Source organism: Pseudoalteromonas sp. '520P1 No. 423', assembly GCF_001269985.1.
Taxonomy (GTDB): Bacteria; Pseudomonadota; Gammaproteobacteria; order Enterobacterales; family Alteromonadaceae; genus Pseudoalteromonas.
Genome location: NZ_BBZB01000001.1, coordinates 3,591,459 through 3,614,054 on the forward strand (window position 1 = coordinate 3,591,459; position 22,596 = coordinate 3,614,054).

The following is a 22,596-nucleotide window of genomic DNA, read 5'->3' on the forward strand; positions in this document are numbered from 1 at the left end:
CTGTGAACCTCCGATTATGTTGACCATATCTGGAGGTTACTTTTTACTAATAAATTAAACTTTTTCGCCTATCCAAGCTTCAACACTATCTAACGCTGAAGTTAGGTTTTCAGGTTGTGAACCTCCAATTGTGTTGACCATATCTGGAGGTTACTTTTTACTAATAAATTAAACTTTTTCGCCTATCCAAGCTTCAACACTATCTAACGCTGAAGTTAGGTTTTCAGGTTGTGAACCTCCGATTATGTTGACCATATCTGGAGGTTACAAATTCAAACTTAAACTTTTTCAGAAATCCAAGCTTCAACACTGTCTAACGCTGAAGTTAGGTTTTCAGGTTGTGAACCACCGGCTTGTGCCATATCTGGGCGACCACCACCTTTACCGCCAACTTGTTGTGCTAAAAAGTTAACTAATTCACCGGCTTTAAATTGACCAGTTAAATCTTTAGTTACACCAGCAATTAAGCTTACTTTAGCGCCTGCAGCAACACCTAATACAATAATGCCTGAATTAAGTTTTACTTTAAGGTCATCCACCATACCACGTAATGCTTTAGATTCAGTCCCTTCAACATTAGCGATTAAAACTTTAACGCCATTGATATCAATTACTGAATCTAATAATGAAGCACCTGCAGCACTTGCAAGTTTCTCGTTAAGTTGACCGATTTCTTTTTCTAAGCCTTTTGCTTTATCAACAAGGGCAGATACTTTATCAAGTACGCTATTGCTATCGGCTTTTACTAAGCTTGCAATTTTATTTAATACTTCAGCTTGCGCATTAATATGATCTAATGCAGCAACACCTGTTACAGCTTCAATACGGCGCACACCTGCAGCAATGCCGCTTTCTGATACCAATTTAAATAAACCAATATCACCAATACGATTTACGTGAGTACCACCACATAATTCGATTGAGAAGTCGCCTATGCTAACAACACGTACTTCATCATCATACTTTTCGCCAAACAGCGCCATTGCACCTTTTTCTTTCGCTTCGTCAATTTGCATTAACTCAGTATTTAAATCAAGATTACGACGGATCTCTGTATTTACTTGCGTTTCAATCTTAAGTAGCTCTTCTTTTGTTACACCTTCAAAATGAGAGAAATCGAAACGTAAACGGTCAGGTCCATTTAATGAACCTTTTTGAGTTACATGTTCACCAAGCACTTGGCGTAATGCTTCATGTAATAAATGCGTTGCAGTATGGTTTTTACGAATACTATCACGACGATCCACATCAATTTGTGCTTCAACACGGTCGTTTAAGCCAATTGAACCTACAACTTTACCTTGATGCGCTATCGCGTTACCAAGCTTAGTTGTATTAGTAACAACAAACTCACCACCTGTTACTTTAATAATACCGGCATCACCAATTTGACCACCTGATTCAGGATAGAAAGTAGTGCGATCTAAAATCACAATACCTTCTTGGCCATCTCCTAGTACAGATGCATTTTCGCCATTGGCAAACAACTCAATCACAGTACTGCTGATATGATCGTTTTGGTAACCTTTAAACGATGTTGTGTGATCTGACTTTAATTGTTCGTTATAATCAGTACCAAACTTACCTGCTTTTTGCGCTGTTTCGCGCTGAACTTGCATGGCAGCTTTAAAGCCATCTTCATCAATTGTTAATTCGCGTTCACGAGCTACATCTGCAGTTAAATCTGAAGGGAAACCATAAGTATCATAAAGTTTAAATACTAAATCACCTGGTATCACAGTACCTTCAAGTGCTTTTAAGCTATCTTCTAAAATCACTAGACCACGATCTAATGTTTTACTGAATTGCTCTTCTTCAATTCTTAATACTTTTTCAACAATCGCTTGTTGCTTAGCAAGTTCTGGATAAGCATCGCCCATTTCATTAATTAATGAAGCAACTAACTTATGGAAGAATGAACCTGTCGCACCTAGCTTATTACCATGGCGAACAGCACGACGAATAATACGGCGTAATACATAACCACGGCCTTCATTTGATGGCATAACACCATCAACAATTAAAAATGCACAAGAACGAATGTGATCGGCTACAACGCGTAGAGATTTATCTTCTAAATCTGTTGCATTTGTTACAGCAGCAGCAGAACTAATTAAGTTTTTGAAGATATCAATTTCATAGTTTGAATGTACGCCTTGTAAAATTGCAGCGATACGTTCAAGACCCATACCAGTATCAACAGAAGGCTTAGGTAAAGGTTCCATAGTGCCATCAGCATGACGGTTAAATTGCATGAAAACTAAGTTCCAAATTTCAATGTAACGGTCACCATCTTCATCTGGCGTGCCTGGAGGACCACCAAAAATATCTTCTCCGTGATCAAAGAAAATTTCAGTACATGGACCACATGGACCCGTATCACCCATAGACCAGAAGTTATCTTTAGCACCAATGCGTGATACACGATCAGGATTTACACCAATTTGGTTAATCCAAATATCTGCTGCTTCATCATCTTCAGTGTAAACAGTTACCCATAGCTTTTCTTTTGGTAATTGAATTACTTCAGTTAAAAAATGCCATGCGAATTGAATTGCTTCAACTTTAAAGTAATCGCCGAAGCTAAAGTTACCTAACATTTCAAAAAATGTATGGTGACGAGCTGTGTAACCCACATTTTCTAAATCATTATGTTTACCACCGGCACGTACACAACGCTGTGAACTTGTAGCTCGTGTATAAGGACGGCTTTCACCACCTAAAAATACATCCTTAAACTGAACCATTCCCGCATTGGTGAATAATAAAGTTGGATCATTACCTGGTACTAAGCTGCTAGAAGGTACGATTTGATGCTGTTTACTAGCATAAAAATCTAAAAAAGTTTGACGTAATTTTGCTGTGCTCATGTGTTGCATGGGTTATCTCACTCGTCTGACACTATACCCATAGCCATTCATATTTAAGGTTTCAGAGTTTAAGCGAGAAGCCAGATCAAGGCATCACTTGCAGCCAATGGTACACCTTTTTAAGGCATAGGCCTTAGCAAAGGTGATAACACAGAGCTGGCTTTTCGCTTAAATTCCCAAAGGGCGAAACAAATCAAAGTCATCTTCATTGTTATAAAAGTAAAAAGGGGAAAGCCATTTCATTACTTTTATGCCTAGAATCTAACTTAGGTTTGATTCGCTGAAATCCATAACTATGATTGGTTATGGGTATATGCGAATTCAATTTGTTCATAGTTAAAACCCCGGTACATTAAATAGCGTACTATTTTCGCTTTTTGCTTGTAGTCGGGCGTGTCTGTAATATTCGAAAACTTCTTAATATATGCTGTTCTGGCTAATTGAAACCAATCTATTTCCATTTCTTCAATTTGAAATGCTAACAGTGTTTTATCAATGCCTTTAGCGCCTGCTTCTGATTTTATTCGGGCATAACCATGATTTTTGGCTAAATGGCGTCGAATAAAACCTTCGCAATAACGTGTTTCATCAATATAATTAAGGCTTTCACACCAGTCTAATAGTGACTCAATATATTCTGGTGATGCTTCTTTTTTCTGTAGCTTAAAAGTTAAATCACGACGAGAGTATTCTTGTCGTGATAATAACCATAAAACATAATTTTTTAATTTCTGCTTGGCTTGTTCGTCCATTTAACATCTTTCTTTAGGCATTAAACTGGCCATGTGAACTTGGCGGTTCATCATTATTTTGGTCTATGTTTACTTCGTTTAATTGAAAGATGGCTTGATAAGCAATAAAGAATGCGATGTAACTTATCGGCATAACAATCAATAATGGAATTAAAGACAGTAAAGATGAAATTAAAATCAATACAGATAAAATGCCACCAAAAACACCTAAAGCAGCAAAGTTGTGCCAAAAAGATAATAAACTTGCTTTTATAACTTCAAAAATAGCTTCTTTCTTTTTGAAATAAACAAGCGGAACTGCAAACGCAAAAGCCATCATATAAACAGCAATTAAACTGATAAATAAAATGACATTAGCAGGCTGTATTGCAGCGATAAATTGCTCAACCACAAACTCTGGATTTTGTGCATTTTCTTGTAAAATTAATAATGCATCTTCAAATAAAACACTACTAGCAAGCGCTAATAAAATACCGGCAGCCATTTGATATAAGCCCAAACGGAATAAACCGAGTCTAGTGCCCTTCTCTGAAAATGGTTTTAAAATATCAGCAAGTGCAATTTTTTGACCTTGAAGCTTAGCCAAAACAGCGCGATAAAACCCTGCAATTAAAAATGGTGCAGCTAAAGCGGCTGGAATTTGCAATAAAGGCATCAAAAATGGAATAAAGCCCACTATAATGATGAACAGATGCATAAAAATAAAAGTGCCTGGCTGAGACTTAAAAATTTGCCATGCAGCCTTAAACCACTCTAATCCAGATTGCGCTTTAAAAACTCTTAATTCTATTGCCATTATTTATCTTCATTCTCTTTACGAATACTAATTACTTTACCTAAGTCTAAACGATGTGAACCATGTTTAACTTTAGTTTCTAAATAGGCTTTATTACCCTCTTTAACATGGGCATGTGTACCAACTACATTATTAACTGTTATACCCGCATCTTTTAATGCATTTATTTTTCTAGGGTTATTTGTTAATAATTGAACTTGAGAGATACCTAAGGCTTTTAACATTAAAACAGCATCAGAAAAATCACGTAAATCGTCTTCAAATCCTAAGTGATTATTCGCTTCATAAGTATTCATACCTTGCGACTGTAATACATACGCATCAATTTTATTATATAAACCAATACCACGTCCTTCTTGACGTAAGTAAAGTAAAATACCACCTTCTTGATGCATTTTTTCGATTGATTCATTTAGCTGTTCACCACAATCACATCGTGATGAATGAAAAACGTCGCCAGTTAAACATTCTGAGTGCATACGCACTAAAGGTGTTTCTTGATTTTTATCTGCGTCATTAAAAATCAAAGCGACATGTTCTAATTGATCTTTTAGGCCGGTAAATGATACTAATTGCGCTAAGACATCACTATTTTTGCCAACCTTAAGTTGGACTCTTGCCCTTACTTCTGCCACAACATATCTCAAATATAAATTTAATAGCGACATTATACTTAAACACGTCAAAAATACGAGTTTCATTAATGTACAACAATTGAGCTAAAAGCAGCTTAACTTCCTTAATCATGCAAAAAAAATTAACTTCCCCTGCTAATTTAAATTATCTTCGAATAAAAAATTTTTAATATTTAAAAAATAATTTAACCCCTTCTGGTTTTTTACGGCGTTTTATATATGAGTCTTACATTTTTAGAAGATAAAACCCCTGGAGAAACTTATGACATTAGCAATCAACCAAAGTCCTTTATATAAAAGTTTTAAATTTTCATCTTTTATAATTGGCGCAAGCATTACAACCATAATCACTTTTGCATTTATGCATTATTTAATTAAAAGTGAATATAAAACTGCTGTGGATGCACCAGAGATAATAGAAATAGATGTAATGCAAGCGCCACCCATAAAAGCAGTCAAATTAATTACCCGAGTGCCTCCTCCACCACAAGTAAAACCGCAGCCCCCTAAAAATATGCCACCTCAGGTAGAAACTGTCGATCCAGGAAACCCGTTAACCCACTTTGCACCTGTTATAAAAATGGTCAGTTCAACGATAAAAATACCCACTATGATAGGCTCTCAAGGTGAAGCAACGCCTTTAGTGAGGATCACACCTAAATATCCAATTACAGCAGCAAGGGATGGCAAAGAAGGTTGGGTACAGCTTGGGTTTACCATATCAGAAATAGGTACTGTTATTTCTCCATACATTATAAACTCTGAACCTAAACGTATATTTGATAAAGAAGCGCTACGCGCACTAAAAAAATGGAAATACAAACCAAAAATGCTTAATGGTAAAGCGGTTGCGCAAACAGGACAAAGTATTCAACTAGACTTTAAGTTAGACCACAATCTATAAGTTTTTTGTTCGAATTAGGAGTGTGCAAGCACTCCTAATACTTTTAAGTAGTAAGTGATAAGGATACATTTATTGATGATATTAAGTTTTAAAGAATGGTTAATACCAAAAAAAGATGCCGAAACTTTGATGTCTCTTTATTCTAAATCAGGAAAAAGTGAGTTACTACAAAGGCTAGTAGAATTACATGCTGATGACCTTTATCATTTTTTATTAAGTCAAAGTGATAGTGAATTAGCGAAAGACATTAGCCAAAAAACTTGGCTCAAGGTAATCGATAAACGTGAGTATTATCAAAATAAAGGGACATTTAAAGCTTGGTTATTTACTGTTGGCCGTAATACTTTATTTGATGAATTTAGAAAGAAAAACCGTTATCAAGACCTTTTTGATGACCAAACTGAGGCTGAACCATTAAATCAAGATACACTGGATAACGATATTCAAATAAGATTTAAGCAAGTATTAGAAAACTTACCTTTTAAGCAAAGAGAAGCTTTTGTTTTACAACAAGAAGGGTTTTCTATTTTACAAATAGCGCAAATCACACAAGAAAAAGAACAAACAATAAAAACTAGATTGCGTTACGCTAAATCTTACTTTAGACAACATATAGGAGGCTAATATGTCACAACCAAAAGACAAGTTTGACGATAAACTAAGTCAATTATATAAAAACCATAAATCTAGCAATACATTATCTATAGACGAAAAAAAACTGTTAGGCAGAACAGAAAAACCTATAAATAAATTTAATTGGATTAATACGTTTCAGATTAGCTTAACTGCAGTTGCATTATTCACTTTATTTACACTATTTTTTAACCAAGAAGAATACATTAACCAGATTGATGAAGTAGTCTATTCTCCTACAAATGCGCTCATTGAAGTTCACTATGTTGAAGAAAATACTTATCACAAAAAAATTAAAACGATTGCACAAAATAGTGAATCACTTTTAGCGCTAAAGCAAGCTAATGAAAAACGAGTTCAGTCCCAATCTAACCTAAAAAAATATCATGAATTCAAAGGCGTGTTAGTTAATAAAACTGATAATTGGTATATCGAGTCTTGTAATAAAGGGTTACTAGTACAAATTAATGCATCACTATTAAATCAATTAAAATACAATAACGCACTTGATGCTAATATTGTACAAGGTGATTTATTAGCCTTTAAACATAATTCAGATGGCGAGATAATCGCCTTACTTAAGTCTGATAACCCACTTCAATGTTAAGGATAAATCAATTGCGTATTCACTTGAATCTCATTTTAAATGAATACGCTATTATCAAGTTATTATTTAATAACGCCTTCACTTGCATTGATAGATTTTATTTTTTCTAGCTCTTTCTCTAAACAATCAGTGCAAGTGCCATGACTAAATTGCGCATCACTGTGATTCGCTAATTAAGACTCTAACATCTCCCAAGTTCCATCTTCATTTCGTATCACTTTGCAATAACTACATATAGGGTTCAAACCCTTTAGGGTCTTTATTTCTTGTAATGATTTTTCTAATTTACCGATCAAACTTTCACGCTCTAATTCTGCGATTTTAATACAAGTCATATCTTCAACGCTGGACCAAATATATTCCTCCTCGTCTATGGTAACAATTTGGCCCGATAAGCGTACTGGCACTAAATGACCATCAGCGTGAATATACTCCTTTTCATAGGGTCTATATCTGCCGGTTTTTTGTAGGCTTTATAATTGTGTTTTTTCTTGCGAATAATATTTTTCAGGTGTGATTTGCCAGTAACTTAAGGTGAGTACTTGCTCAACTGAATGACTAATATTTTTTAATAGGCAGTATTTACATCAATTAAATCGCCGTTCATGCGACATAAAGCTAACCCAATTACGGTATTTTCAAAAAGTACTCTATTGTAGTTTTCATTATTTTCCATCGGCTCTAAATCCTTTTATGCCTTGGTTACACGTTTATTTCTCTTAAAATTATAGTTGAACTTAAGTTTTCGACAAGAAACATCAATTCCTGATTTTTATATTTATCAATTAAAAAAGCCAGTAACGACTAATTACTGGCTTACAATGAGGTGTTAAAAACAATGTTTATTAATTTACTCAACCAAATGTAATTTACTTCTTAGCTATATTATTATTTTAAGCTTTGTTTTTTAGACTTGGCTTTAGCTACATCATTATTAGCTGAGTTAGCTTTAAGCTGAAACAATACAGAAATTTTATTATTTTTATTATCATATAAGTATACTGTTTCGGCACCTTGAGATGAGGCTACAACAGCAACATATAAATTACCTTTATCTTCTTTACTTGTAATTTTTATTTCACTGTCAGGAAAAGTGTTCAGTAACTTTATAAAAGAATCGGCCGCAAGCGACCGAGTTTCAAAAGAGTCCTAACTGACTTCCGAGCTCTTCTTTTTTATCCAATTCAACCAATTGGTTTTGCACATATTTACGAATAGTATCTTCCGTTGCATTTCCAATTGTTTCAACAAAATAACTCTGAGTCCAAAGCTTCCCTCCCCAGAAATAACGCCTTTTAATATCTGGGTATAATTTGAAGAATTCTCCGGCTGAAATACTTTTTATCACCTGCATGATCTGGCTTGGTGACATTTTTGGCTCACTTCTTACGACCATATGAATATGGTCTTCCGGTATTTCTAACTCGACTATATCAATGTCGTAATCGTAACCAATTTTTTGGATTATTGTTTTCATCGCCTCACGATAAGGCTCCGAAAAGACTTTACGCCGATACTTAGGTATCCACACAAAGTGGTACATTAATCTAACAACATGATGCGAATTTCTTTGAAGTTCCATGTATTGGATACTACAGACTGAGGCAAGCTCAGTCTACACTATCCAGCACGGGGGCAAGCCCCCGAGATTTTCGCTACGCTCTGTTAAAAATTTAGCATGAGAAACAGGGGCTTTAGTAACTTTGCGTTTCAAAATTCCAGTATTCACATTTAACTTATATACAGTTGCTAAGCGCTCTCCAGTGTTACTCATAGGTGTTGAACTAATTAAAATATGCTTTTCATCTTCAGGTAGAGTATCAATTATTTCAGCCCAGCCATGAGTGGATTGCTTTTTCTTGATCATACTGCCAGTCTGCATTTCGCCAGCTTGATAACCATAAATCATAAGCCCTTTTGAACCATCATAATTAACGGCATATAACTCACCGAAGTACTCTGGTGTTTCAAGCCATGGTAGTCGTTTTACCATATTTATAACAACTCTTTCATTATTTACCCAGCGGTAATTTCCCACCTCATATTCACCAGGGAATTGGCTACCACCAACCGGTTTTAACGTTTTTCTATCTAAAACAACAAGCACAGCCTTATTTTTTACAAGTGCGGAAACTGCTAAATATTTACCGTCTGGTGAAATCTTGGCATTGTAATATTGGGACCAATCAAAAAGTTCATCTCAATTTTTGGCATGTACATTAAATGTCATCGTTATAAAGTTAAAGATTAAAAAAAGCTGAACTATCCTATTCAACATATGGTTTCCTTTATGTTTCTTAATTATAATTTGTTACATTTCTGTATTTGGAATATATAAAAAAGCGACACAAGTCGCTTTTTTTTAAATGTAAGTTAATGAATTTTAGTATTAATTTTCATATCCTAAATTTGGTCCTAACCAACGTTCTGCTTCTTCAAGTGTCATATCAGCACGTTGTGCATAATCTTCTACTTGGTCTTTTTGAATGGCAGCTACCGCATAATATTTAGAATCAGGATGAGAAAAATACCAACCTGATACCGCAGCGCCCGGCCACATCGCATAAGAGCTGGTAAGCTTCATACCAATACGGTTTTCAACATCTAAAAGCTGCCAGATTTTTTTCTTCTCTGTATGTTCAGGACATGCGGGATAACCTGGAGCAGGACGAATACCTTGATAGTTTTCACGTATCAATTCATCATTTGTCAGATTTTCATCTGCCGCGTAACCCCAATACTCTTTACGTACTTTTTCATGCAAGTATTCGGCAAAAGCTTCAGCTAATCTGTCAGCAATCGCTTTGATCATTATCTTATTATAATCATCTTGCTTGGCATCAAATGCATCAGCAATTTCATCTTCAGCCAAGCCACCTGTCACTGCAAAACCACCAAAATAATCTTTGATACCTTTTTTAGCGATATAATCGGTTAAACAATAATTGGCAAAGTCTGTTTTTTCTGTCTGTTGACGTAATTGACAAGATCTTAATAAGACTTCACTTCTCGTTTCATCACTGTAGATTTCGATATCATCTTCAACGCGATTAGCTGGAAATAAACCTATAATGCCTAAAGGTTGTAACTTACCTGAGATTTCCAGCTCATCTAACATTTTATTCGCATCGTTAAACAAGCTTTGCGCTTCTTCACCCACTATTTCATCGGTTAATATACGTGGATATTTACCAGCCAATGACCAAGTCATAAAGTAAGGTGTCCAATCTATATATTTTCGTAATGTTTTAATTGAAACATCTTTAAATTCCGTAATGCCCAACTTTTTAGGTACTGGCGGTGTGTAATTATCCCAATCTAACTTAGCTGCATTCGAACGTGCTCTAGCAAGCGTTACAGGCTTAGAGCGAGGACGTTTACGTGCTTGTTGATCACGTACTTTTTCATATTCTGTAGTGGTCTTTTGTAAAAACTCAGTTTTAACTTTTTTACTTAATAAATTAGAGACAACACCTACAGCACGACTGGCATTGTTAACATATATCACGCCTTTTTTATCACCTTCTGCGCGATACTGCGGTTCAATTTTAACAGCTGTATGTGCTTTTGATGTTGTCGCACCACCTATCATAAGTGGTAAGTCAAAACCTTGGCGAGTCATTTCTTTAGCAACATGTACCATCTCATCAAGTGAAGGCGTGATTAAACCTGATAAACCGATAATATCTACATTTTCTTCTTTTGCTACACGTAAAATGGTTTCTGTTGGTACCATTACACCTAGATCAATTACTTCATAGTTATTACATTGCAGTACGACACCCACGATATTTTTGCCAATATCATGAACATCGCCTTTCACTGTCGCCATCAAAACCTTACCATTTGATGAGCCTTTAACCTTAGTCGCCTCAATAAATGGGTCAAGATATGCAACTGCGCGCTTCATTACACGTGCTGATTTTACAACTTGTGGTAAAAACATTTTACCAGCGCCAAATAAGTCACCTACCACGTTCATGCCGTCCATTAGTGGACCTTCAATTACTTCGATAGGTAAATCAGCTTCTAGACGACACTCTTCAGTATCTTCTTCAATAAACTGTGTAATGCCTTTTACTAACGCATGTTCTAAACGTTTTTGAACAGGCCAAGTACGCCATTCTAAATCTTCTTTTTTACTTTCTTGTGCCAATCCAGAGTATTTAGGCGCAATTTCAACTAAACGCTCACCCGCTTCAGGATCAGTATTGAGAACAACATCTTCTACCGCATTTCTGAGCTCCAATGGAATATCATCATAAACAGCCAATTGACTAGCATTTACTATGCCCATATCCATACCCGCTTTTATCGCGTGATATAAAAATACAGAGTGAATTGCTTCACGTACTGGGTTGTTACCACGAAAAGAAAACGATACGTTTGATACACCGCCTGACACCTTACAGTGCGGTAAACCTTGCTTTATACGACGTGTACCTTCAATAAATTCAACCGCATAATTATCATGCTCTTCAATACCTGTCGCGACAGCAAAAATATTTGGGTCAAAAATAATATCTTCTGGTGGAAAACCAATTTCATCAACCAAAATATCATAAGCACGTTTACAAATATCAAATTTGCGATCTTCTGTTTCAGCTTGCCCAGTTTCATCAAATGCCATCACAACAGCAGCAGCACCAAAACGTTTAATCAATTTTGCTTGGTGTCTAAAGTTATCTTCACCTTCTTTTAAAGAAATAGAGTTAACAATCGCTTTACCTTGAATACACTTTAAGCCAGCTTCAATTACATCCCATTTAGAAGAATCAACCATAATAGGCACTTTACAGATATCAGGTTCTGCAGCAATTAAGTTTAGAAACTTCACCATGGCAGCTTTTGAGTCCAACATGGCTTCATCCATGTTGATATCGATAACTTGCGCGCCATTTTCTACTTGCTCACGGGCAACACTTAAAGCTTCTTCATATTCTTCATTCATGATCAAACGTTTAAACCGCGCAGATCCGGTTACGTTTGTTCTTTCGCCTACATTAGTAAAAACAGCTATTTGTTGTGTCATTATTTACTTCTCACACTAATTTAGGTTACAGGCTTCAAGGCCTGACAAACGCATTCTAACTTCCAATTCAGGTAGTTTACGCGCAGCTATACCATTTACACCATCAGCAAAAGCTTTAATATGTTCAGGCGTTGTACCACAACATCCACCTACAATATTAATAAAACCACACTTTGCCCAATCGACCATTTCTACTGACATTTCATCTGCTTCTAAATCATATTCACCAAACTCATTTGGTAAACCGGCATTTGGGTGCACTGAGGTATAAGTTTCACAAACACGAGAAAGCTCTTCGACATATTGACGTAATAAATCAGGACCTAAAGCACAATTTAACCCAATAGAGATAGGTTTGATGTGACGAATTGAATTATAAAAGGCTTCTGTTGTTTGCCCAGATAAAGTGCGCCCTGAGGCATCTGTGATAGTGCCAGATACCATAACTGGCAAAGTGACACCCGCTTGCTCAAATGCTTCTTCAACACCAAATGCCGCCGCTTTAGAATTTAAGGTATCAAAAATAGTTTCAATCAAAATAATATCTGAACCACCTTCAATCAGTGCTAAAGTTGATTCAATATAGGCTTCCACCAGCTGATCAAATGTAATATTTCTAAAGGCTGGATCATTTACATCTGGCGATAAAGAACAGGTTTTAGAGGTTGGACCTAAAACACCTGCTACATAACGCGGTTTAGACGGATCTTTCGCTTGTATTTCATCACATACTTTGCGGGCTAACTTAGCCGACTCAAGGTTGATTTCACGGCTAAACTTAGCCATTTCATAATCTTCCATTGAGATAGTTGTTGAGTTAAATGTATTAGTTTCAATGATATCAGCACCGGCTTCTAAATATTCACGGTGAATTTGTTCTATTATTTTTGGCTGAGTCAGGCTTAATAAATCATTATTGCCTTTGATTAAAATATGCCAATCAGCAAAACGCTCACCACGATAATCTTGTTCTTCAAGCTTATATTTTTGGATCATAGTGCCCATGGCACCATCTAAAATGAGAATACGTTGTTCTAATGCTGCTTTTAACTGCTCAAGTTTATTAGGCATGAGTTAATCCTTACTACTAATTTGGAGACGGTACGTTAATTTATTCGGCATAATTGTTTGTTCTGACATCTTGGCTAATAAGCTTTATATCATAAGGCGTAGTCTGATATACATAATAGTTTAACCAATTTGAAAATAATAAAAATGCATGGCTTTGCCAAGTTTTTGATGGCTCAATTTTAGGGTCATCATTTAGAAAGTAATTCTCTGGTATTGCAGCACCGGCGCCTTTGGCAACATCTCTGGCATATTCTCCCGCCAAAGTGTCCGCCTCATATTCAGGGTGCCCTGTTATAAAAACTTGGCTACCAGATTGGTTTTTAACTAAATATGCGCCAACTTTATCGGAACCCGCTAATACCTCAAGCTCTGGTACCGTTGCAATTTGTTCTAAAGATATATTGCCATAACGAGAATGAGGCACTAAAAAGTCATCATCAAAACCACGTGTTAATGCACCATGCTCAGAAAAACATTGATGTTTAAATACACCACATAATTTATCTTTTTTAAGCTCTCGTTTTAAACCGTAATGATGAAATAAACTCGCATGAGCTGCCCAACAAGAAAATAAAGTTGAAGTAACATGGCTTTCAGCCCAATCCAAAATAACTTCTAACTCTTGCCAATAACCCACATTTTCATACTCTAAATGCGCTAAAGGCGCACCCGTTATAATTAAAGCATCATAATTATTATCTTTGATTTCAGAAAAATAACGGTAAAAAGTGTCTAAGTGCTGCTCTGAAGTATTTTTACTTCTGTGTGTATCTAAACGTAATAAATCGACATTTACTTGTAGCGGGCTATTTGCCAGAAGTCGAATAAACTGAACTTCGGTCTCTACCTTATTAGGCATTAAATTTAAAATAGCCAAACGCATTGGGCGAATTTCTTGTGTTTTTGCACGACTTTGCGGCATAACAAATACATTTTCATTGCGAAGAGCAGCTATGGCAGGTAGCTGATCTTGTACCGTGATAGGCATAAAAATCTCCAAACAAGTAAACTGATTGCGCTATTATGAACGGATAGCTAGAATTATCAAGCTCCAGATGTTTAGACGTCCAAAAAAGACAATTAAAATAAATATATTTGATCACAGTATAGTTTCAATGAATGTATTGATTTAATAAAAAGACAGTGCACTACAATAAAGATTTAACGGCTAATGGTTTGCCGCTACTGATATGATTAATTTGCGCCAGGAATAACTCAGCTGTGACCATCGCATCAGTCAATGCATTGTGGTTTGAGTAATCGGGTAAATTATATCTATGCCTACATTTTTCCAAGTTTAAAGCATCAAAGCTTATGTCATGACTTAGCCTAGACAAGCGTTTATGCTCAATTTTCATGGTATCTAATATTATAATTGATTTATATTGCTCAGTAGAAAATATGATCCCATGTTCTATAAAAGCTTTTTGCAAAAAAGCCCAATCGAGTTCAGCGTTGTGAAATACTAAAACAACACAATCTAATAATGATACGAGCTTTAGCAATGCCTTAGTCAATGGTTGCCCGCTTTGTACCGCTTGTTGATTGATCCCATGAAATATCGGACTTTTTTTTAAACAACTGACTTGAGAGTTAATAAAATGTTCACCCTGACAAACATAAATCTTTTGATTTTTTATCGGCAACCAAGCAATTGACACTATTTCATCTTCTTTAGGGTTCAAGCCTGTTAACTCTAAATCTATGGCTAAATAATCTGCATGTAAACAATTTTGTTTGTGAAGCAATGTTAAATGTTTATTCGGTATCAAAAACTCTTTTATTTTTTGAATGACCTTTTGAGCAACTCCCATTTATAAACTACCCCGAGCGAATTTAAAATATGAATCTTGATTTGGCGTTAAGTTATCAGGCAATAATAAACCATTATCTTGATCTGGATGTAAAGTTGACTCCTCTCTCGCTTGTGAGCCAAAACAAATCCAACTAAAGGGGACTTTTGCTTGACCAAACTGCTCTTGATATAAAATAATTAAACGCGCAGTTAGCGCATCCGTTAAGCTGCTTAATAGTTTTCCTATAATGCTAATGTCTTCTACTTTATGAGAAAAACTTTGCAATAGCTCAGGTATTTCCATTGCATAACGTTTTAAATCTATTGTGCTATTCGCTTTATATATTCGACCAATCAGTTGCACTGGGTCTGATTTTTGCTGCCTTAATAAATCGGTACTGGTAAGCATGCCTAAAGGTTTAAAACTTTCATCTAATACTGGTAAATGATGAATATTATGGCGCAGCATTAATTGCATCGCAGAAAATACGCGGTTATTTTCAAATATATACTTCGGGTTGGATGTCATAATCTGGGTGACTGCTTGGTCAGGATTAACTTCTGCTGCCAAAACACGATTTCGTAAATCTCTATCGGTAACAACACCCAACAACTTTTCATCTTGGGTGATCATCATAGAAGAAAAGCTCGATTAACTCATTTTTTTAGCCGTATCACGAATGCTCGTATCTGGAGGAAGAGTGACAGCGCCAAAGTGCATCAACTCTGAAATTTTTTGCTCCGACCAATTTTCTTATCGTTTTTTATAATTCGAAGCTAATAGGCGATTAGCATGAGCGCGTACAAAATATTGTGCAAAAACCCAATACTCACGACGTAAAAAATCAAAGTCACCTTGTTCTAAAACATACACTATGCCTTCATTTTGTACTTGTAAGTTATTTTTTATCGTTTCACCTGTGAGCAATGAAGGATAGGCAAAATAATCGCCTTCACTCAAACGTGCAATCACTTCCCCATGGGTATTCACTAAGTCATATAAACCGGAACGAATTAAAAACAAACTAGGAGAATGGGAGTTTAACCATTGAGACTGATTTTCTTTACTTAAATAAATAATTTGCAAGTGATTAACCGCATAGTGTGCAGCCGCAGGTACAAGCTCTGAAAATGGCGCTTGATTACTTAAAAATTGATAAAGTTCTTTTTGCTCTATGGTGTTAGTCATGACTCACTCCCTTTAAACCTCACCTCACTTTACTTACAAGCAAAAAAAAGCTCGACTATAGTCGAGCTTTTAAGCTTTATTGATTAAAATCAATATCAGTTTATTTCATTTTAGTGAGCGTGCGCATCACCTGAGCCTTTAGGGCTTCGGATTGAATCAACCATTTCAATTACATCAGCTGGAATTTCTTTAGTCACTTTTTGTACCGCTACTGCAACTACAAAGTTAACAACCATACCAATCAGGCCAATACCTTCTGGCGAGATACCAAATAACCAGTTTTCAGCGCTGTTTAAATCAGGGCTAATAAACTTAAAGTAAACAATATAGCCGATTGTGAATAAAATACCCGATACCATACCTGCAATAGCACCTTCTTTATTCATCGTCTTAGAGAATATACCCATAATGATTGCAGGGAAGAAACTCGACGCAGCTAAACCAAAGGCAAAAGCAACTACTGAGGCTACAAAGCCAGGTGGATTAATACCAAAGTATGCAGATATGGTAATGGCAATCACAGCTGCCAATCTTGCGGCCCTGAGCTCTTGTTTATCACTAATATTAGGCATCAATGTTCGTTTCAATAAATCGTGGGACACTGATGTTGAGATAACCAATAATAAACCTGCCGTTGTTGATAATGCTGCTGCAATACCACCCGCTGCCACTAAAGCAATAACCCATGCTGGTAAATCAGCAATTTCAGGTGTTGCTAATACAATAATATCGCGGTCAATTTTTATTTCGTTCTTGCTTGCAGGATCTGTGATCTTACCCGCTGAGTAGAACATTTTGCCATCGCCATTCTTATCATTAAATGTGATAAGACCCGTTTTTTCCCAGTTTTTAACCCAGCTAGGTGCTTCAGCATACGCTGTACCGCTACCATCTTTACCGTTAATGGTATCAACCATATTTACACGAGCAAATGAAGCAAGTGCAGGCGCTGTCGTGTATACAATTGCAATAAATATTAACGTCCATGCAGCTGAAATGCGTGTATCTTTAACTTTAGGTACTGTGAAAAAGCGAACGATTACATGCGGTAAACCAGCAGTACCCACCATTAATGCACCTGTAATAGCAAATACATCAATCATGGATTTAGAGCCTTCGGTATATTGTGCAAAGCCGAGTTCAGTACTCAAACCATCAAGTTTATCAAGCAGTAACATACCTGACCCATCAGATAGTGTGGCCCCAAAACCAGTTTGTGGTAATACATGACCTGTCATCATTAAAGACAAGAATACAGCTGGTACTAAGTAAGCAAAAACTAAAATACAATACTGAGCAACTTGCGTATATGTAATGCCTTTCATGCCACCTAAAACAGCATAGAAAAATACAATTACCATACCGATGTAAACACCTGTTTCAATTTCAACTTCTAAGAAACGAGAGAATACAACTCCTACACCACGCATTTGACCTGCAATGTAAGTAAAACAAATAAAGATGGCACAAATAACAGCTACTGTACGTGCTGTTTGAGAGTAATAACGATCGCCAATAAAATCAGGAACCGTAAATTTACCAAATTTACGTAAATAGGGTGCTAAACATAAGGCTAATAATACATAACCCCCAGTCCAACCCATTAAGTAAACACCACCATCATAACCTGCAAAAGAAATGATACCTGCCATTGAAATAAATGACGCAGCACTCATCCAATCAGCCGCCGTTGCCATACCATTTGCTAAAGGAGGTACACCGCCACCAGCAACATAAAATTCTTGAGTTGAACCCGCTCGAGCCCATACTGCAATGCCGATATAAAGCGCAAAGCTTAAACCAACAATTAAAAAAGTGAGAGTTTGAACATCCATCATATTGGCTCCTATTCGTCTACGCCGTATTTTTTATCTAACGCATTCATTTTCATTGCGTAAACGATAATTAAAGCCACAAATGTGTAAATTGCGCCCTGTTGTGAAAACCAGAAGCCTAATTTAAACCCAAAAAATCTAATCTCGTTTAATACATCAACTAATAAAATACCAAAGCCAAAAGAGACCAAAAACCAAACCGCTAATAACTTAAACATTAAGGACAGATTCTCTGACCAATATGCTTTAGCTTGTTCATTATTTTTAAAAGCCATTTTCATATTCCCCTAATAGGACCATTGAGTGCGCTAATATTCTAATCGCTTCAAAATGCATATTATTTTTATACTTTATAAAAAACATTTTGAAGTGACTAAAATATATCTTCAGGATTAAACATAACAAGCAAAACACGACTTGAAAGTCAGACCTTAGTCGTAACATATTGTTAACTTTAATAGAGTACAGTAAAACCAAACCTAAAAAAAAGACATAACCAAATGAATTGGCTAAAGTAATTTTAAATAAAAAATTTGAGAAAGACAAAATAAAAGAGGTGATTTAGCATATGTCAGACATTAGTCTAATATAACTAAACCACCTGTAAATGCAGTTTTTGGAAAGTAAATATTGTATACATCTAAGGTATTAATGGCATTTTAAACCTCAACCTGAACCATGCCCTCTACTTTATGCCAATAACCATTGCATTCATCGCTTTTATTTCCACTTCTTATGGTAGACACCAAGCGTAGTTTGGCTTCCCTCGGATAAACTACTTAAACACGCTTTGGTCTCAACTGATGGTTTAAAATTTTCAGGATTAGCTTTACATGCTTCAATCGCTTGTCGCCAACTCGATGTCACTTGAGATACATAAGCTGGGCTACGTTGGCGACCTTCAATTTTAATTGCACTAATGCCCATTTGCATCAACTCAGGCAACATTTCCATGCTCTTTAAACTAGTAGGCTCTTCAAATGCATGATAACGCTCATCACCAACATCAAATCGCCCTTTACATAATGTTGGATACCCTGCTTTTTCGTCATCGCTAAACTTGTCAATTAAGATACCATTTAAATGGGTTTCTAAGCCTGTACCTGTTTCTTTCTATTCAACAAATTTTGCAGGTGAACAAGCACCAGCGGTATTAGGAGATTCGTCAGTTAAATAAGATGATAAATAACAGCGCCGATTGCTACCGCTTTATCTACAGAGGCTTGCCAACACACCATACCATCAGGGTGGGCAAAAGTATTAATTGCCACATGCAGTCTACAATTATCAAGTTTTAAATAAGCAACCCCTTTTTCAAGTTGCCGTTCAGTAAAGTTTAAACCAGCAAAGTGCCGCGCGTTTGTTTCGTCTTTAAAACCAATATAAACCGCATCAGTACCCGCATCGACTGCTGCTTTTAATGAGGCAAGACTGCCTGCAGGACAAAGAAGCTCCATGAATACACACCACAAAAAATTTTATGGCTTTAATTTAATGATAATTGCTAAGGGAAACTTGATATAGATTAAGCTTTGAAATGATAACTCAGAATAAAATAATGCCATTTAACAACTAAAATCAGAAAAAGTGATTTTATTAAATCCTAAAACAGGTCATAGCCAAATAAAAATTTAATTAAGTTCAATTAGGTTTTTTATTTGATTTTTTATACCATCTAATTAATTCTTTTTGATCTGTGGGCGCATCTAAACCTTCTTTGATAAATTCACTGGCTTGTTCAGCTAAAAGTGCTTCGGTTTTGTTTTCTATTCGCGCTAACATATCAAAAAATACAGCTTGTTCATCTTCAGATAATACAGACTCTAATTGCTTAGATCTTTCATCCATGGCATTTATAAGTTCAAGATATAAAGCTTTCCCTGCCTCATTTAAGTATAAATTTTTAACATTCTTTTTAATTTCATCTTGATGAGATTCAATTAAGTTTAAACTTAAAAGCTTTTTAACCGCCCTGCTTACCGTATAAGAATCTAGTCTAGATTGATAAGCAATATCAGCTGATTTAACAGGCATATAAGAGCCAATATTAATCAAAACCCGCATTTCTCTTGGATCTAAATCAGTTAAGTTTCTAATTTTCCAATCGCGATTTAATGCCAATAAATTACTTACCACAGCGACTCTATATGGCAGATGAGATGTTAAATCTAATGGGTTTTCAATTTGTTTTGTCAGGGAAAAAGCCTGATCTCTAGCTGACTTACTAATGCGCTTGACCTTGATATGAAATCATTATGTCACTTTAGCATTTTATATAAAAAATAAAAACTTAAACAAAAGATGCTGCATATGCAATAAAAAAATTATTGCATATGCAGCAATTTGATTGTATTTTAAATACACTATAAAAATAAAACAGGAAATTTATCATGCCATTAGTTAAACCATTACCAACAGATGCCAATGAAGAAGTTATTGAACTTGCTAAATTTTTTAATGAAACGTTAGGTTTTTGCCCTAATAGTGTTTTAACCATGCAGCACAGACCAGCCATTGCAAAAGCATTTATTAATCTAAATATGGCCGTAATGGCCAATGATGGACGTGTAACAGCCGAGCAAAAACGCTTAATAGGTTATATCACTAGTGCCAATACAGGTTGTAGGTACTGCGAAGCACATACGATTTTAGCTGCAGAGCGCTACGGCGGTACCGAAGAACGCTTAGCTAACATTTGGTCATTTAGAGAAAGTGATTTATATACACAAGCTGAAAAAGCGGCATTTGAATTGGCGCTTGCCGCTTCCAGTGTGCCAAATGCAGTAAATGATGAAATTACAGCGAAAATGCATGAGTACTGGGATGATGGAGAAATTGTTGAGATTTTAGGTGTTATTTCTTTATTTGGTTATCTGAATCGCTGGAACGACTCTATGGGCACAACAATGGAAACCGGTGCAGTAGATGCCGGTAAACGCCTTTTATCTGAATCACCTTGGACTCGCGGTAAACATATTTAAACTATCCTAAGCTTAAAATAATCCCGATAATTGTTGTAACTAAGCCTGAGGTAACTTTTACTTTGGGCTTATATCCAGTAATAATTACATCCTATTCTTCTTTATTAATCAAAAGCGTATAACTTCAATAAGTGCTAATTTTAGTTACCAAGCAACCTCTTTTGTAAATATTATGCTACAAGTTAATTAATTTTTTTATCTCATATACTTTCAATTTAATTTTTAAACCTTAACCTAGCTCAAGAATACTAAGAATAAAGGGCGATTAAATGATTCAGGGTAAAACATTAGGCAGTATGTTGATTATTGCAGGTACGACAATTGGTGCGGGCATGCTTGCTTTGCCAATAGCATCTGCAGGACTCGGCTTTTCAACTGCTACGGTATTATTATTTTCTGCATGGGCATTAATGACTTATACCGCTTTATTAATGTTAGAAGTGCATCAATATGCACATGTAGAGGCAACATTAAACTCTTTAGCGAAAAGCCTTCTGGGAAGAAAAGGCCAGTTAATTGCTAATTGCTCTATGATATTTTTATTTTACGCCTTATGTGCCGCTTATATTGCAGGTGGCGGTTCTCAACTACAAACTAAACTTGTTGAGTGGACTAATTTAGAGCTACCAGTTCAATCTGGTTCAGTATTATTTGCGATTGTTTTTGGTGCCATTATCACTTTAGGCACAGGCACGGTAGATAAAATAAATCGCGTATTATTTTCAATTAAAGTAATTGTTTTAGCATCGGTTTTTTATATGTTAACCCCTTATGTTCAAGGTCAACACTTACTAGAAATGCCAATTGAACAAGGCCTTATATTATCAGCTATCCCGGTTGTTTTTACTTCTTTTGGTTTTCATGGTTCTATTCCTTCAATCGTTAAATATGTTGGTATAGATATAAAGTCATTAAGAAGAATTATGATTATGGGCGCGGCATTACCTTTAGTTATTTACTTATTTTGGCAAGTAGTCAGCCAAGGTGTAATGAGTCAATCACACTTATTACAAAGTGAAGGTTTATCAGGGTTTATCGCAAGTGTCGCATCTATGCTGCAAAGCCCTAAAGTGAGCAATGCGATTACTATTTTTGCAGACTTAGCATTAGCAACATCATTCCTCGGTGTAAGCCTTGGTTTATTTGATTTTTTCAGTGATACCTTGAAAAAAGGCAACGCAAAAAAAGATAGGCTTGTTACAGCGTTAGTCACTTTTGTACCACCTTTATGCTTTGCGCTGTTTTATCCTCAAGGTTTTATTATGGCACTAGGTTATGCCGCTATTGCATTGGTTGTATTAGCTGTATTTTTACCAACTGCAATGGTATTTAAACAAAGAAAGCAACGACAGGCTTCTAATGAGGATTATCAAGTAAGAGGTGGTAATTCAGCGCTTTTATTAGCGGCATTATCTGGTGTATTAATCATCAGCGCACAGTTCTTACAAATGTTTGGTATGATCCCTTCTATTGGTTAACCTAACCTTTTAGGCATT

At 35.8% G+C, this 22,596-nt stretch carries 19 protein-coding genes and 2 pseudogenes; 5 read left to right on the forward strand and 16 right to left on the reverse strand.

The features are described from left to right. Positions 1-278: 278 nt before the first annotated feature. The 4 genes from alaS to ribA all read right to left on the reverse strand — a co-directional run bounded on the left by alaS (position 279) and on the right by ribA (position 5,053). Positions 279-2,879 carry an alanine--tRNA ligase gene (alaS, locus tag PSA_RS16445; protein WP_042143136.1) on the reverse strand — a complete coding sequence of 867 codons (2,601 nt, stop codon included), beginning with the start codon at positions 2,877-2,879 and terminating at the stop codon, positions 279-281. Positions 2,880-3,163: 284 nt separating this feature from the next. Continuing rightward, complete coding sequence (locus tag PSA_RS16450; protein WP_042143137.1) at positions 3,164-3,622, reverse strand: regulatory protein RecX; 459 nt, start codon at positions 3,620-3,622, stop codon at positions 3,164-3,166. Between the two features lie 13 nt (positions 3,623-3,635). Continuing rightward, positions 3,636-4,418 carry a BPSS1780 family membrane protein gene (locus PSA_RS16455; RefSeq protein WP_042143138.1) on the reverse strand — a complete coding sequence of 261 codons (783 nt, stop codon included), beginning with the start codon at positions 4,416-4,418 and terminating at the stop codon, positions 3,636-3,638. Next, on the reverse strand, positions 4,418-5,053 hold the full coding sequence (ribA, locus tag PSA_RS16460; protein WP_042143142.1) for a GTP cyclohydrolase II: 636 nt from the start codon (positions 5,051-5,053) through the stop codon (positions 4,418-4,420). Before ribA ends, PSA_RS16455 begins: the two co-directional genes overlap by 1 nt. A 262-nt stretch (positions 5,054-5,315) precedes the next feature. Between ribA and PSA_RS16465 the strand changes: the two genes are divergently transcribed. The 3 genes from PSA_RS16465 to PSA_RS16475 all read left to right on the forward strand — a co-directional run bounded on the left by PSA_RS16465 (position 5,316) and on the right by PSA_RS16475 (position 7,197). Continuing rightward, positions 5,316-5,957 (forward strand): energy transducer TonB, encoded by a 642-nt coding sequence (locus PSA_RS16465; protein ID WP_042143139.1) that lies wholly within the window; start codon positions 5,316-5,318, stop codon positions 5,955-5,957. A gap of 75 nt (positions 5,958-6,032) precedes the next feature. Next, entirely contained in the window at positions 6,033-6,581 is a 549-nt protein-coding gene (locus PSA_RS16470) for an RNA polymerase sigma factor (protein WP_193216486.1), read from the forward strand. A 1-nt stretch (position 6,582) separates the two neighbouring features. Beyond that, positions 6,583-7,197, forward strand: coding sequence for a hypothetical protein (locus PSA_RS16475; protein ID WP_052379830.1), 615 nt, complete (start codon positions 6,583-6,585; stop codon positions 7,195-7,197). A gap of 173 nt (positions 7,198-7,370) precedes the next feature. On the opposite strand, the gene PSA_RS16480 is transcribed toward PSA_RS16475, so the two are convergent. From PSA_RS16480 to PSA_RS16545, 12 genes and pseudogenes are all read right to left on the reverse strand, one after another. Further along, positions 7,371-7,604, reverse strand: coding sequence for a hypothetical protein (locus PSA_RS16480; protein WP_042143140.1), 234 nt, complete (start codon positions 7,602-7,604; stop codon positions 7,371-7,373). Positions 7,605-8,335: 731 nt separating this feature from the next. Further along, positions 8,336-8,779, reverse strand: a complete 444-nt coding sequence (tnpA, locus tag PSA_RS16485) for an IS200/IS605 family transposase (RefSeq protein WP_157575787.1) — start codon at positions 8,777-8,779, stop codon at positions 8,336-8,338. Between the two features lie 33 nt (positions 8,780-8,812). Beyond that, positions 8,813-9,304: a hypothetical protein gene (locus PSA_RS16490; protein ID WP_059364966.1), complete on the reverse strand. Its 492-nt coding sequence runs from the start codon at positions 9,302-9,304 to the stop codon at positions 8,813-8,815. Positions 9,305-9,586: 282 nt separating this feature from the next. Continuing rightward, entirely contained in the window at positions 9,587-12,229 is a 2,643-nt protein-coding gene (gene metH / locus PSA_RS16495) for a methionine synthase (RefSeq protein WP_042147985.1), read from the reverse strand. 15 nt (positions 12,230-12,244) lie between these two features. After that, the gene (locus PSA_RS16500) at positions 12,245-13,300 is read right to left on the reverse strand and encodes a homocysteine S-methyltransferase family protein (RefSeq protein ID WP_042147988.1); all 1,056 of its coding nucleotides are present in this window, start codon (positions 13,298-13,300) and stop codon (positions 12,245-12,247) included. 40 nt (positions 13,301-13,340) lie between these two features. Further along, entirely contained in the window at positions 13,341-14,288 is a 948-nt protein-coding gene (gene metA / locus PSA_RS16505; RefSeq protein WP_042147990.1) for a homoserine O-succinyltransferase, read from the reverse strand. A gap of 160 nt (positions 14,289-14,448) precedes the next feature. After that, positions 14,449-15,114, reverse strand: a complete 666-nt coding sequence (locus PSA_RS16510; protein WP_082305759.1) for a 3'-5' exonuclease — start codon at positions 15,112-15,114, stop codon at positions 14,449-14,451. A 21-nt stretch (positions 15,115-15,135) separates the two neighbouring features. Continuing rightward, positions 15,136-16,284: pseudogene (locus PSA_RS24700) on the reverse strand (CBS domain-containing protein); the annotation flags it as partial. Between the two features lie 110 nt (positions 16,285-16,394). After that, positions 16,395-18,119 carry a sodium:solute symporter family protein gene (locus tag PSA_RS16525; protein ID WP_042147992.1) on the reverse strand — a complete coding sequence of 575 codons (1,725 nt, stop codon included), beginning with the start codon at positions 18,117-18,119 and terminating at the stop codon, positions 16,395-16,397. 11 nt (positions 18,120-18,130) lie between these two features. Continuing rightward, positions 18,131-18,394, reverse strand: a complete 264-nt coding sequence (locus tag PSA_RS16530) for a DUF4212 domain-containing protein (protein WP_042148182.1) — start codon at positions 18,392-18,394, stop codon at positions 18,131-18,133. A 445-nt stretch (positions 18,395-18,839) separates the two neighbouring features. Continuing rightward, a pseudogene (locus tag PSA_RS24705) lies at positions 18,840-19,576 on the reverse strand (peptidase U32 family protein). Positions 19,577-19,760: 184 nt separating this feature from the next. Then, positions 19,761-20,240 carry a MarR family winged helix-turn-helix transcriptional regulator gene (locus PSA_RS16545; RefSeq protein WP_197276829.1) on the reverse strand — a complete coding sequence of 160 codons (480 nt, stop codon included), beginning with the start codon at positions 20,238-20,240 and terminating at the stop codon, positions 19,761-19,763. Positions 20,241-20,509: 269 nt separating this feature from the next. Between PSA_RS16545 and PSA_RS16550 the strand changes: the two genes are divergently transcribed. Continuing rightward, positions 20,510-21,100: a carboxymuconolactone decarboxylase family protein gene (locus tag PSA_RS16550; protein WP_042147998.1), complete on the forward strand. Its 591-nt coding sequence runs from the start codon at positions 20,510-20,512 to the stop codon at positions 21,098-21,100. A 269-nt stretch (positions 21,101-21,369) separates the two neighbouring features. Next, positions 21,370-22,578 (forward strand): aromatic amino acid transport family protein, encoded by a 1,209-nt coding sequence (locus tag PSA_RS16555; RefSeq protein WP_042147999.1) that lies wholly within the window; start codon positions 21,370-21,372, stop codon positions 22,576-22,578. Positions 22,579-22,596 lie beyond the last annotated feature (18 nt).